Below are 13946 nucleotides of genomic sequence, written 5' to 3' on the forward strand. Positions count from 1 at the left end.
CAAAGGGCTTGGTCAATATCAAGCCTTTTTCTTAGTCGCTCATATTCGAATATGTGAGCTAACTCGCGCGTTGCTTTAAGGAAATGAATAAATGAATAAATGAATAAATGAATAAATGAATCATCGCGTATTTAATGCAGCCATCCCTCTTTTTTTCTCTGGCTTACTCTATGCTCAAAATTTTTCTAGCCTTGAAACAAAGAAAATCTTTGGCTTTTCGGGTCCCTCTCAAGGAGGGCTAACTAAAGTAAAGCAGGTCTGGGATATTGGCGTCTACAGCGATGATATGCCGGTCATTCTCACTGGGTACATTAAGTCCCATCTGGGTGGGGAGATGTACATTTTCACTGACCATTTAGGAAGAATCAGTATTGAGATTGAACATAGTAAGTGGTTAGGTCAATCTGTCACCCCAAAAACTAGAGTTAGACTCTCTGGCGAAGTTGATAATGATGTATCTGGCACCAAAATCAATGTTGATAATATTCAAATTCTTTAACCTCCAATAATAAACTTCATGCCCTACTAACGTATGGGCACAATTTAGCAGGGTAACACCATGAAAAAGCAATATCTCATCGCGACAATCGGTCTCATTTTGGCCGGCTGTGGTGGTAGTGATTCTAGCAAAAACAATGAAGATACTAGCACAGTAGGTTCACTGACTCGCATCACTGGTACCATAGAGCAAATAAAAGAAAACGGCACCATAATGGTAAATGGGCAAGACTACCGCGTAAATCGAGTGCAATATAGTCAAGAATCATTACCAACATCTGTTTTAGCTCCTAACATGTCAGTGCAACTCACGACTTCAGCCACTAAAGCTCAAGAAGTAAATGTTGCTTTAGAGCCTACAATAACGGGTTTCATCGAGGCTATCGACTACTCAAAAAAAACATTTTCGATTAATGGTGTTGAGCTTCAGTTCGCTGGATTAACAACAAATATTGAACTTAATGATTGGATTATGGTTTCATCGTTACCGACAGTAAATGCCGGCTATAAAGTTCTTTCCGTCATCAAACTTGATGTCGAGAATACCTATCCTGGTCTTGCCAACCACTATGAAATTGAAGGGCGAATATCAAGTATTGATACCAATGAACAGACGTTCATCATTGGGTCTCATGCACGCGTGTACTACGGGAACGCACTAGAATTACCACTGAATGGACCTCAAATAGGTCAATGGGTTGAAGTCGAAGGAGAGATGAAAGGTGATACCTTCTATGCTGTCGAAGTCGACGCTGAAGATTATGATGACTACGATGGTGATAATGAAATTGAAGGTATTATTACTTGGGTTGCGAACGACTACAGCGAATTCACTTTGAACTATCGCGGAAACTTTTTGGTTAACAACAATACCGACTTTGAAGACGGGACACGTCAGCACCTAAAACAAGGAGTAGAAGTCGAGGTTACCTCTCGTAACCAAACTGCTGGTCGCCTCGCAACAAAAATAGAATTTGAAACTCCAGATTGGGATGACGGTTCAGATAACCCTTGGAATGGTAAAGAGTTTGAATGCGAAGGTATTGCCTCAAATTATGACGACACTCACCAGACCTTTGTCATGACACGTTGTGAAAATGGTTTTGATGCAACAATTAGTAATCAAGTATTTATTGATGCCCAAACACGCTTTGAACATCTTACTCCATCACAATTAAATGGCGCACGCGTTGAAGTAGAAGGAATCATTATTGATGGAAAAAATATCGCAATAGAGGTTGAACGAGATAACGATTAAACGACCGTTAGAGATATGGCAGAATACGTACATAATTGATCCTCTAAAAGGCTTGGTGTGAACCAAGCCTTTTGCATTAGCGACTATTTATTTAACACACGACCTACGATAGAGGCTAAGGCGTTAATTTTTAAGACTTTTTCTTTCCTAACATATTTATTTTTGACGAAAGGAACATAGCCGCACTTAAAGCTAGCAATACGAATGCTATAGTTCTGTAAATTCCATCAACTCTTACTGGAGCAAAGCTTACAAAAATCCATGTTTCATAAAAAAGCTTGTTGAAGAAAACACCATAATGGTGACTGACAGCATAGCCAGTAAATACTACGTATAGCCCTAATCGGATGTTACTTTGTGCTCGTGTATAGCATATAGATAAATAGTTACTAATCAAAAGCGCGACCGAACTTAGTGCAATCTAGCCAACAAATGTCATTTCCTTTACTCGGTAAAGTATGACTCAGTAGACCCCTCATAAAGTACCTATGGATTAACCAACACTTTGGAAACTGTTCCATCCGCCGCAAAACAGTCCAAATTGTTTTACTATTCTGAGCACGATTACCAACAATAGTCAGAAGTGGCTCCCCATTTTCGGACATGACTTTAAGTGATTGATCTGTTTGTATTGCCCCTAAAAATACTGGAACAGATTATGACAAGAAAAACGTAGAAACCACTCACCCGAATTTAAAGCTAAGGTGGCGCTTGATGCTGCTAGAGATGATAAGACTGTCGCTGATTTAGCTCAGAAATACAACCTTCACGCTAACCAAATCTCTACATGGAAAAAAGAACTGCTCGAAGATGCAGCTATGATTTTTGCCTCTGAAAGCCAGTCAGGCAAGGACAGCTCTGAAGAAGTGGACAAACTGCACGCCAAGATTGGTCAATTGACCATGGAAAATGATTTTTTGACCAAAGTGCTCGGTCGTTAGACCGAGCCCAGCGAAAGAGCTCGCTGGTTAAATCCACCCAATTTCCAATAAAGCGCCAGTGTGAGCTTCTCAGTATTGCTCGCTCTACTGCTTACTATCAACCCATAGGACTCTCTGCTGAAGAGATTGAACTACGCCGCATGATTGACGAAATTCACCTTCAGTATCCACTCATGGGAAGCAGACGCATTCGAAATGAGTTGGCTAAAAAAGACCATAACGTTAATCGTAAATGTGTCGTTCGGATGATGCGAGACATGGGTATTGGGGCTATTTACCCCAAGCCTCGAACGACCCTGGCGAACAAAGCACACAAGGTTTATCCCTACCTTTTGCGTGATATCGAAGTCACTTACCCGAACCAAGCTTGGGCGGTTGACATCACGTATATCCCGATGGCTAAGGGGTTCCTGTATTTAGTCGCCATTATCGACTGGTATAGCCGAAAGGTGCTGTCTTGGCGGCTATCCAACACGATGACACGAGCTTTTGTATCGAAGCCCTTGAAGACGCGCTTAAACATTATGGGCCGCCAGATATCTTCAACTCAGATCAAGGCAGTCAGTTTACCAGCACTGAATTCACACAGAAGTTAATCGACCATGGAGTCAGGATAAGTATGGATGGGAAAGGACGCTGGGTCGACAATGTTTTCATCGAGCGATTATGGAGAAGCCTGAAATATGAGACGGTTTACTTAAAAGCTTACACCACGCCCCGAGAGGCAGAGCTTGAAATCAGCCACTACATGGTGTTTTATAATGAGAAGCATAACCATCCGGGACTCAATGACCTCACCCCTGATGAGTAAACGCCCCATGAACCCACGGGGCGATGTTGTTAATGTTTGAAGTTCCAAGGTAGGAGCGCATCGATATCAGGCTCTGCTTTCGCGAGTTCTTTCATGCACTTGACCATGTAGTCGTAGAGGATAAGGCCGTTGGCTTTCGCAGTCTCGACGATGCTGTAAAGCATCGCGCTCGCATCAGCACCATTTGGTGTGTTCGAGAAGAGCCAATTTTTTCTGCCAATGACCAGCGGTTTAATTGCGCGTTCAGCACGATTATTATCGATAGATAAATGACCGTCATCGATATAGCGAATAAGTTTCGGCCATTGGCCGAGCGTGTATTTTATCGCCTTGCCCAGCGAGCTAGACGCTAGCACTTGTTGAGTCGTCATCCACTCGTACAACTCATCCAGTATCGGCTTGGCATGCAGTTGACGTTCTGCTTTTCGTGTTTCGACAGCCGCACCTTTTAAGCGCGATTCTATCCCATAGAGCTTCTGGATTTTAGCTAGCGCTTTATCTGCTTTGCCTGACTTACCTTTACCTTGAAGCTTCTTAGCATCCATGAACTTACGCCATGCATGTGCCAAGCTACCAACATTGGTTACGTGATGAAGACCATCATAGGCACCATAGCCATCGGTTTGCATATAACCACTGTAATCCCTCAAGAAGGCAACAGGGCATGCCCTCGCGCGACTGTTTTGATAGTCATACAAGGCGATATTCTTCACATTCGGCAGTGCAGCGTCGGGCGAGTCTGCGCCCGAGCAGTAGAGCCACATATAACACTGTTTATCTTCTTTGAGGACATTGAGCCGCGTTTCATCCGCCTGAACCACCACTTGTTGGAGTAGATGCTCTTTTAAGGCGGCATACAGCGGTGTGAACTTCTCACTGACTTGGATAACCCACCTTGCCATGGTAGTTCGCGATAGCTCAATAACCGACTGAGTAAACAGCGACTCTTGGCGGTAAAGTGGCATTGCGTATTGATATTTACCAAGGATGATATTGGCCTGCAAGCTTTCTGTCGCGAAGCTTTTAGGGATTATGCTCTGGGGCGCTGGCTTTTGAACGATGTGGCTTTTGTCTTCAGTTTGCTCGCACTGACGACAAGCATACTTAGGACGAACATATTCCAGCACTTTGAGCACGGCTGGTGAGAACTCAAGTTTCTCACTGCAGTCTTCACCGATTTTATGCAGACTATGTTGGCAGCATGCACACTGTTTTTCATGGTCGTCTAAATCGAATTCGATAACCTCACGAGGCAAAGTATTTGGAAGTGGCTTGCGTTTACCACGCTTCTTCGTTGTGGTCGTCGTCGTTCCCTCAACTTCTTCTTCCTTAGCGGCTTCACATTCCACTTCGTTGAAGAGGTCACCTTGAGATTCATCGTAAGGCTTTAACGCATCCGAGCGCTTTGCGAACTGGCGGTCGAAAGCAAGTTTGAGTTGCTCAAGCAGAGATTGACGCTCTTGTTTCCATTGGTTTTCTGACGCCATCAGCGCTTGTAGCTCGGCAATATCTTGGCTTTCTGGGTTGATATCTGGCGTCTTTTTCATAGCATTTATTATACTTAAATCATGCCATTTACGCTTGGTGGATAAGGCTTTATTATCGATTAACTCATTGTAAAATCGTTTATTTGTACGGGTTTATGGCCGATAATCGTGAAACCAGAAAGCAGTCTGTCAAGCTCGAATTGAGTCAGGGTAAACACTTCATTTTCCTCTTTTTTAGGCCATTTATACTTGGCTTTTTCAAGGCGTTTATACCAAAGCGCAAAGCCAGTTTTACCCCAGTACAGCACTTTGATTTTGTCGCGCTGTTTATTGGTGAACAGGAACAGTGCGCCGCTTCCCAAGGGTAAATCGGTGTCACTTTCGATAATCGCCGCGAGGCCATTGACGGACTTTCTAAAATCGACACTCTCACGATACAGATAAATCTCTGGTGCGCTGAGCATATGTTTAATGACAAGACTCCAATGAGTTCTGCCAGGTAGGCAGCGGGCGTGCTTTGAGGAATGCTCAATTCCACATCATTGATGAGAAGCGTCATGTTAGCGGTGGCTATTTGAGCTTGATATTTCGTTGTCTTTTCGACGACCTCTGCCCGTACAAAGCCTTGAGAGATATTCGCTTTTTTAAGTTGCTGGCGCTTAGCATAAAACGTTGAGGGGTTGAGTTCATTGAGCTTACAAAATGCAAGCATTGACAATGAACTCGATTCAGACTGCTCGATGAGCGTTTGCCATTCTTGATTAGTGTGTCGCTTTCCCATTTCAAATCTCCTCCTGGTCGGAAGCTTGATCTTATTCTTCGCGTTAGGCGATTAGAATGCGGGTTTTATGGAGCGTTTACTGTCCAACCATTGGGGGCCACTTCTGATTATTAAGTGTTCAGATCACACACACGTGAAAGAGTTCAAAAAAATCCCCAAGCTACAAGCTTGGGGATTTGTGTATAAGAGACAGGGCGATACCGAGCTCAGCTTGCACAGTTTTTCGTACACTTGACCATGTAGTAGTAGAATACAAGATCGTTGGCTATCACTGACTCGACGATACGGTAAGGTATCGCGATCGCACCTTTATGAGGGTTGAGAATAGCCAAGCTTTTGAGTCATTTACAAGCGGCTTAATTGCACGTTTAGTACGAATTCTGTTCAAACTAATAAATTCTTTGCCAAATGTCACCATTAAAAACAAAGCGCATCTTACCTCCAGCATATAGGACCTCCTTAGAAGCTGGATCTTCACCCCATATAACAAATCCAGTATATGGACCTTGATTATCCATCTCAAATACACGCCCTATCATTCTTTCAATCTGGTCGGCGGTTAATGTTGCTTTGCTCGGTAACTGGGCTGAACGTTCATCCGTGATGCGCATTATATATTTTAACCAATCAGTCTCTGAACCATCTAGTAAATACCTTTTAAGAAATGTTTCTGCATTAGGCAGCTCAGGACCCATCGAATTCGAGGCTAATTCCTGATAGATATACGTGGTCCCTGGTAACATGAGGTTATTTGTTGGATCCAAATCGGTCGAGCCTAGTATATCAAAGTTAATCTTACCAACGACATCCCCCCCGGAGCGAGAAGTCTGGACAAGCAGAAACTCTAATCCTTCAATCGGCACCGAAAAATTACGTTCAGTTATTACCCCAGTATACTCAGAGCCTAGAGCCACAAGACTGGCATGACCTTCGATAGAGACAACGCGTAGTGGAGCAGCAACTGGCATTCCTGTCACTTTGTCAATTACTTTTACACGAAATTTCTTGTAGTTTTTTCTTCTCACAGGAGAAGTATCAATATCGGTAACTTCAATATCAGTGGCAATATAAGGGTGAATAACTTTCACTCTAACAAACGGACCGGCTTGTTCATCCCCTACCGCAATCCTAAGGTTTCTTACTGGGTGTTCTTCACTTACCAGCGCTTTTACAGGTAAAGCCTTAAAAGCCGTATGTATCGCGCCCTCTTCATTGGAAACTAAGTCAGCCCAGGAAAACAAGCGATGAAAATATTGACCGGAGATTTCGTCTCCTATATCTTCATCATAGGTTGGGTATATGGCAACCATTCGGTCAGGAACTGGAATGCCATTCGCATCCAAAAGAGACAGGTCTGCCTGAACAATATCTTGACCATTGGCAATAACAATACCGGCATCCTGATATTGCGGACTGTATTTTATAGTATCGCTTAGAGCCATGGTTCTAAAGTCTCCTATAAAACTGATTGGAGCAGAATAAAGTGGTCTTTGAGGTTTAGCTCTATCATAAACTTTAAACGAGAAAGAACCTTTAGCAAAACCACCAAGGTAATAAATAGCCTCTACAGCTTTTGTCGGATCAGTCGTTGGTTGACTATTCTCATCTAGGAACCTATGACTAAGACTCAATGTCCCACTAATCACTTCGACATTGTTTTGTTCGAGTTCTACTTCGACCAATATACTAGCCGGTCGCGGATTTCTTACCCTTAATACTTCTTGTCGAGCACCATTTGCCATAATACGACGCACCGGCGTTATAATTTCGAATCGATCATCATACATACAGGTTACATAATGATAACCTGTTTTGTAAGGTTCGAAAATCCCTGTATCAATATTGAATAACTGATAATCGCTGCCGTTCTTAACGAAAAATAGCCTTCCTTTCGGCCAGCTATCTAGATCACCAACCAGTTGGTCCCAAACGTGGTTCGTCCGCATTTCCCTAATATTTGATGGTGTTGGTAAACGTCCTTTGAAAGCACAATAAGCATCAGCTTGCAAAGGGGTAAAGCCTGCAATTGTATTGTTAACAGTTTGATCGAATAATGGCTCTACACGGAACTCGCTTGCTACCTCATTGTACGTTGGTGGAGCGATATAGTTGCGCGAAAAGTCTGACTTTACTACCTTTACATCCTTCCATGTTTTGGGTACTTCCTTGACTCCGACTTCAAATAAAATCAACCCAGAATTATACCCCCCCTTGTGGTCAGTGATAATATAACTGACGATTGAAGGACCAATCTGGCTAGGGGTAAAACTCATGGCTTTGTTCGAGGTCAAGTCTGGGTTTTTTAGCGTTACGGTTGCCGTCATACTTTGAGCATGAACCAGCTGCCAATCATCACCATCAAGATCTTCAATCACCAAACCTGTAAGTTTTGATAAATCAACTTCCAAAGTTTGATTAACAATAACGTTATTATCAGTATAGGTATACTCCAAATTGCTAATCGTTGGTGACTGATTCGAATAGTCTGATACTGTGACGAAAATAACCCCCAACACAGATTGCTGCTCGTCTTCTGGGTTTTGAAACCCAAGTACAATTCGATACCAACCCGCGTGCTGAGGTGATGTGTAAGTGATCTGATTTTCACCAGTAACACTGACCATACCGAGCTCAGTTTCACCTTGTTGACCAAGGACTTGAATCGTATCCTGATTTAATACATATCCTTTTGGTATATCCAATATTAGTTTGGATAAATCGAATACTTTTATTTTTTCTTGTATTGACATCGTTGCCGAAATCGGTGTGAGCAGCGGCTCTTCCATAATGGAAGATAAGGTATTTATTTTACCACTTGCTTGGTTGTCACGGTTATCTCTAACTTCATATTGATAACTGCAATACATACCAGGTTTAGAATTCGCAAAAAAAGAAACATTATTTTCTGGATTAATATCATACCCACAATCTAAAGAAGAACTTTGTACATCAATTAGTTCTATATCACTACCAAAAACAAATCGTGCTATATCAATACTAGCGTTCGTCTCATTAGGATTTAGGAGATAGAAACCGTCCAGAGCCTTTAGTTCTAATGATGGCGTTGCATTTACTGGGTTCTTGCTCCCCCCATCTCCACCGCCACAACCAAGGATAGACATACACGTAATTGCAACAATTGCTCTTATAAATACTTGCATCTTTATCATTGTTTTTTCCAATTTAAATAAAGAGTTAGATGTCTGTTGTTAATTGAAATTTAATTAACTCTGACCTATTACCAATGTTAATTACAGACCAACGACCAGTTTTTATGGTTTTATAGCTGAGCTTCGAAGAGAACTTGAAAATGACCTTGATAATCTCCATTCTCGAGTTCTTCATAGGGCTTATTTTCAAAATGAACCATTAAATCTATGTGAGATTCGCTGGTATTAGAAATATCAAGTTGTGTGAAACTACTTGATGCGCTCCCGTTACTTACAAGAGAATTGTTAGTCAAACATCCTCCTATACACGTTACACTATAAGCTATCTGTTTCGAAATGTCGCTACTTATAACCAAAGGGTTTTTAAGAGTATAGAATTGAGTAGTATCGAGGATTTTAGCCCTAAGACCTGACGTAAAATCTCCCGTAATCTTGACTCCATAAATTCCTTTTGCACTCACAACCTTTTCTGGATAACCATGGTAGTAAGGAGTCAGTTGTCCGTCCTTTCCTTTAACGATAACAGCATCGAAAATAATGGCTGGGTTGTAGTCTATTGTGAATTGCAAGTTAGTACTGATAATGTTTTTGACTCGAATGTTATTTCGGTAATAATCATATTGAAAGTTAATCGGAATAATCCCGTGATAGACACCTTTCGATTTTCCCTTCAATATTTCTTTCAATAGTTTGATATCAATGGGTTCTAAAATTGGTCGATACATACGGATCATTGAACTGTTCGAACTGAACGTAAGTATTTTATCACCAACCCCAACCCCCTTGACTGTAGCAATATTTCCCACTGGTTCTGTTGTAGCATTACCGACTGGATCTGAATCTAAACCAACAGAATCAAATAGCATGTATTGGATTCCTTGGATACCAAGTAAAATCTCAATACTATCCATGCCATTGGACAGCACAAGACTTTGCTTACCATCTGACAATAGACCTCCTGGGATCAAGCGTTCTCCTGTCGGTAGTGCACTAGGTAGGTTCCATTTAATTGGTGCTAACCCTCCTTGTTCTGTTTGGGCTGAGGTCCACAAATTATCAACAGCACTTATCTTCGCAGAAATCTCGGCCCCGTTAGAAATCTCAGGTAAAAAAACAAGAGTGAGAGCAAGAAGGACATTTATATTCATTGTTTTTTCAGTTGACCTGGAGTTAACTCAAACGTTTCTTTATAAGTGTTGTTATTAGTTCTAAATGAAACTTCAACATTACCTTTATTTGTTCTCTCAGGAAGTGGGATCTTAACTTCCCGTCCAGATAAAACATAAGAAGTGCTAATACATTCCTCTACTGGCACTTTTAGTTCAACGCTGTCGCATGCTTTTACGTTAGCGTTGAAGTATGTGCCACCAAAGTTAGTTACTTCTATATATTCTTTACTGTACTTAACACTATATTGAAGTGGCGCGTCTATACTTGCTGGCATTATGACATAAGGCGCAACGCCAATAACCATTTGGACAGTATTGTTTGGTACTTCATTCTCAGCATAGTAGGGTGTAGGCATGATGCTGATTGAATATAATTTATCTTGTTTACGCTGCACTTCTCCAATATAACGAACCAAAATTTTTTTGCTTTGACCGTTATCTAAAATCAATTTATTAGGACGTACTTCTAGCGTCCAGTCTGCAATGTTATCTTTATCATATGGCATTTGACTTAACTCACCGTCAATGATTTTTACGTCTGATATCATTAAATTAACAAACTGACGATATCCATCATTATTTGAGACAGTAAAAGTGTCTTGGGTGTCGTCCATTAATTTGATTAACGAATCCACACCTAATGCACCAGAATTGAAAGAAACACTCACAGTGAGTGCAAATATTGCTAGTTTTTTAATTTTCATCGTTTTGTCACACTAAATATGTTGTCAGGTTTAAACTTCGTAGACACTATATATGTCTCAAGTTGCTCTAGAACTTGCACTTGAGCTATCGTGAATTCACTTTCATGACGAACGTATACGTATAGTTGATCGCCGACTGTTACGTATTTAGACGCCAGCCCTAATTCCTCAAGGCGTTCGATAATCTTTAACGTCTTTTCAGTTGATTCATATACGCCAATGTATTTCATATCGTTGTATACAAGATCACTGTTTTCATCTAAGTCATTTAGCCCTTCCAAGCAATATGAGCTGACGAAGGGTTCACCTAGATGCTCAGGATTGAAAACACAAATTCGGTCTTCGGAAACCAAATGAAAACTTTGTTCTTCACGAAAGGTCACTCTCGATACTCCTTCCGTGATGTCATATATACTCTTACAACCTTCCCCCGCGCAACCCACTTTTTGTATAGCGTTGCCATCAATGTCATTGAGTAAAAACACTTGGCTATGTAATGGAGTTACATGGTTGTTTAGTTGGTAAAGCGTACCTGGCACTGTGAAACCCTCTTTGGATTTAGCGCTAATTTCAACATTACTGTAGTCAGCATCCAATTCGAAACGAACTTGTGAATAAATTGGCAACGGTGCAACAAACGATTGGTCTGGCAAAATGGTGCCACTATAGTCATACTCGCCATCTTTATAAATAGTATAACTGATCTCGCTTTCTTCACTTGGCGTCGATGTCCATTCCGGTTCGACGTTCACAAACGATACCCCTTTTTTACTCGTGATAATTACATCATCGAATGTAACAAGTTGAGTACTCTTCAGTGTCCCAGATGCAGAGTAATAATTATCCGAACGATAAAATCCATAGCCATTAAAACTAAAGGCATTATTCGTACCATTTGCATAAGCCGATACCTCATTGATTAGCTTATTGTCTTGTACTGTTGCAGCAACCGAGACTGTTGTATCATAATTCTCTTCCGAATGTTCCAGTGAAAATTCTTGTGCGACATAATCTACCCCTTCATCATCAGTCAACAGTGATGATGTGTAGCGTAACGTATCGCTGACGTCATAAGACCAGTTCATACCAAGGTTAAATGTGTCATTTCCTCCCTCGGAGAAGCTGTAGTTAGTACTCAAACTGAGCTGCCCGCCAAGAAGATTTCTACTCCATGACAACGACAAGTTATTTGTCTGTGTAGAGAAATCGTCGTTATCTAAAGATAGATGGAAGAAACTTGCGAACGTATTCCCTCCAAATAATGACTTAGAATAATTGACGCCGAATTCCCTTGTATTATTCTCGCCATATAAGGCATGGTAAAAGCCAGAGCTTGTACCTCGAGTATCGACACTGCGCACGGTAATACCAAACGAACCAAATGACAAATTGCCTTGATGATTCATCGCACCAGAATCGAAAAACGCACCGGTATATTGTGTGGTGATCGAGTCATTAAAATAGTACTTACCACCGATACGAATAAAAGAAGAATCGATATCGCTAGCGATCGACCCTCCGACAAGCGCTCTCTCATTGAGTCGGTAACTCAAAGAACCCTCGGCATACTGATTGCGATCTTGCAATTGGCCGAGTTTAACTCGGTAATCATAATCGCCAACCTGCAAGTAAGTATTGCCGTTGTTAACAATAGAGCGTTGTTCATTCAGCAACTCTCTTTCGCCATGTTTGACTATGACCTGTACGGTGTAAACGCCATTTGGTAGCTCGCGGTAACTGACGGAGTTTTGACCTTGTCTCACTGCTTGAGTAAAAATGATAATATCGTCTAAGTGAACTTCTAATTGCCCCGATTGAGGGGAGTAAAAATTCAGAGATTGGCGCTCGGTCTCAGCCCCAATAAGTAGATTGTCACTAGAACCGATATTGACTGCTAAGCCGCGATAATCAGCACCATAATGAAGAAAGTCTGTGGTGTTAATCGTGTCATATGCACTGCCTGGTTGCTGATAGCCAGCGACAATCCGATGCCCCTCTAAGTCTAGATCATATACACCGGTGCGAATGTCGAGCGTAGACGATTGTGACGCGTATTGTGTATCAAAGTTCAAATGACCATATGTCAAGCCTAAAATAGTGTCATTAGACCATGTGAAATTGCTGTTATCGTTGCCATTAAATACATATAAGTTGGTTTCATTAATTAGCGCATTTGAGGCACGAACTGATGAGTAATATTCTTCTTTAACTTTAAAGTCGAACATTTTGTTCGATAAAAATATGGTTAAATTCCTGTTATCATAATCAAAAAAATAACCAACTCTTCCTTCATTTGCAATAGAAATGCAATCGAACGAACATTGATCACTTGTATTAATCCCTGCTTCTAATTTATTAACAACCTTTTCTATATCGGCACTGTTTAATTTGTTTTTTTTCAGAAATTCTACGAGATTTTTTTTACCACCAGTCAATTTAAAATATTCGTAACTGATTAATGCATCAACGCTCTGGCTAAAATCAATACCTGCGATACTTATATCAACAAGTTCAACTCTTTCTTCGAAGAATGCTTCAAAACCGACTGGAGTCACTCTTGCAACAGAAGCATGACTGAAGCTCAAAGCAATCAATATTGAAAAAAATACAGTAATAAATTCGATTTTCATAAAGAATCCAATTTAAGCGTAAAACCAATTAAACCGTAACATGTTTGTTCAATATATTTTTGTCTTATCAATGGAAAGTTCAGAGTTAACGTATGCTCAATACGATTAGAAGTCATAATGTATTCAAAGCCTTTTGAAAAATCACGGCCATCTATTTGAATACCAATATTTTCTATGCGAGTTTCTTTGTCACTACCTTTATCTTTACAATAGCTGTCTTGAAACACCAAATCTAATCGGTTATTTGTCGTTCCCGTCTGATTCTTTAGAATAAAAAATCGCATTTTCAGAGGTTTAAAACTAATATCTTTCTCACTGTATTCTGCGGTGTAGTAATTATCTGATATAATATCAACTTGTTCAGAAACTATTTTCTTATGAATATTTACTTTGGGTGTAAAATCCAATGTATCGAATCGAGTTGCCCCTTGAGTCTCTAAAGATAGCAAAGGAAGCAATATTAATAAGAGAATGTAATTCATACGAAAGCCTCAAAA

9 protein-coding genes and 2 pseudogenes are annotated in these 13946 nt (G+C 40.8%); 3 read left to right on the top strand and 8 right to left on the bottom strand.

The window, feature by feature from the left end; genetic code table 11:
* The first annotated feature begins 115 nt into the window (after positions 1-115).
* The 3 genes and pseudogenes from NL647_RS26130 (at position 116) to NL647_RS26140 (ending at position 3508) form a co-directional block, all read left to right on the top strand.
* Positions 116-499, top strand: coding sequence for a YgiW/YdeI family stress tolerance OB fold protein (locus NL647_RS26130; RefSeq protein ID WP_253650856.1), 384 nt, complete (start codon positions 116-118; stop codon positions 497-499).
* 60 nt (positions 500-559) lie between these two features.
* Complete coding sequence (locus NL647_RS26135; RefSeq protein WP_253650857.1) at positions 560-1756, top strand: DUF5666 domain-containing protein; 1197 nt, start codon at positions 560-562, stop codon at positions 1754-1756.
* A gap of 704 nt (positions 1757-2460) precedes the next feature.
* Positions 2461-3508 (top strand): annotated as a pseudogene (locus NL647_RS26140) (IS3 family transposase).
* A gap of 29 nt (positions 3509-3537) precedes the next feature.
* Here the strand turns inward: NL647_RS26140 and NL647_RS26145 are convergent.
* The 8 genes and pseudogenes from NL647_RS26145 to NL647_RS26180 all read right to left on the bottom strand — a co-directional run bounded on the left by NL647_RS26145 (position 3538) and on the right by NL647_RS26180 (position 13931).
* Positions 3538-5055 carry an IS66 family transposase gene (locus NL647_RS26145; protein WP_253650858.1) on the bottom strand — a complete coding sequence of 506 codons (1518 nt, stop codon included), beginning with the start codon at positions 5053-5055 and terminating at the stop codon, positions 3538-3540.
* Between the two features lie 59 nt (positions 5056-5114).
* A complete protein-coding gene (gene tnpB / locus NL647_RS26150) occupies positions 5115-5459 on the bottom strand; it encodes an IS66 family insertion sequence element accessory protein TnpB (RefSeq protein WP_253650859.1) in 345 nt (114 codons plus the stop codon).
* 8 nt (positions 5460-5467) lie between these two features.
* Positions 5468-5776: pseudogene (locus tag NL647_RS26155) on the bottom strand (IS66 family insertion sequence element accessory protein TnpB); the annotation flags it as partial.
* Positions 5777-6165: 389 nt separating this feature from the next.
* Positions 6166-8946 (bottom strand): hypothetical protein, encoded by a 2781-nt coding sequence (locus tag NL647_RS26160; RefSeq protein ID WP_253650860.1) that lies wholly within the window; start codon positions 8944-8946, stop codon positions 6166-6168.
* A gap of 110 nt (positions 8947-9056) precedes the next feature.
* Positions 9057-10094 (bottom strand): hypothetical protein, encoded by a 1038-nt coding sequence (locus NL647_RS26165; RefSeq protein WP_253650861.1) that lies wholly within the window; start codon positions 10092-10094, stop codon positions 9057-9059.
* Positions 10091-10819: a hypothetical protein gene (locus NL647_RS26170; RefSeq protein ID WP_253650862.1), complete on the bottom strand. Its 729-nt coding sequence runs from the start codon at positions 10817-10819 to the stop codon at positions 10091-10093. Before NL647_RS26170 ends, NL647_RS26165 begins: the two co-directional genes overlap by 4 nt.
* The gene (locus NL647_RS26175) at positions 10816-13449 is read right to left on the bottom strand and encodes a TcfC E-set like domain-containing protein (RefSeq protein WP_253650863.1); all 2634 of its coding nucleotides are present in this window, start codon (positions 13447-13449) and stop codon (positions 10816-10818) included. The genes NL647_RS26170 and NL647_RS26175 overlap by 4 nt, the downstream gene beginning before the upstream one ends.
* Positions 13446-13931: a hypothetical protein gene (locus NL647_RS26180; RefSeq protein WP_253650864.1), complete on the bottom strand. Its 486-nt coding sequence runs from the start codon at positions 13929-13931 to the stop codon at positions 13446-13448. Before NL647_RS26180 ends, NL647_RS26175 begins: the two co-directional genes overlap by 4 nt.
* Between the last annotated feature and the right edge of the window lie 15 nt (positions 13932-13946).

Source organism: Vibrio sp. Y29_XK_CS5, assembly GCF_024181835.1.
Classification (GTDB): domain Bacteria; phylum Pseudomonadota; class Gammaproteobacteria; order Enterobacterales; family Vibrionaceae; genus Vibrio; species Vibrio harveyi.

Coding starts and splice junctions, on each gene's coding strand:
- tnpB (WP_253650859.1), bottom strand. CDS start 5,459: ATGCTCAGCGCACCAGAGATTTATCTGTATCGTGAGAGTGTCGATTTT.
- NL647_RS26160 (WP_253650860.1), bottom strand. CDS start 8,946: ATGATAAAGATGCAAGTATTTATAAGAGCAATTGTTGCAATTACGTGT.
- NL647_RS26175 (WP_253650863.1), bottom strand. CDS start 13,449: ATGAAAATCGAATTTATTACTGTATTTTTTTCAATATTGATTGCTTTG.
- NL647_RS26180 (WP_253650864.1), bottom strand. CDS start 13,931: ATGAATTACATTCTCTTATTAATATTGCTTCCTTTGCTATCTTTAGAG.
- NL647_RS26170 (WP_253650862.1), bottom strand. CDS start 10,819: ATGAAAATTAAAAAACTAGCAATATTTGCACTCACTGTGAGTGTTTCT.
- NL647_RS26130 (WP_253650856.1), top strand. CDS start 116: ATGAATCATCGCGTATTTAATGCAGCCATCCCTCTTTTTTTCTCTGGC.
- NL647_RS26135 (WP_253650857.1), top strand. CDS start 560: ATGAAAAAGCAATATCTCATCGCGACAATCGGTCTCATTTTGGCCGGC.
- NL647_RS26145 (WP_253650858.1), bottom strand. CDS start 5,055: ATGAAAAAGACGCCAGATATCAACCCAGAAAGCCAAGATATTGCCGAG.
- NL647_RS26165 (WP_253650861.1), bottom strand. CDS start 10,094: ATGAATATAAATGTCCTTCTTGCTCTCACTCTTGTTTTTTTACCTGAG.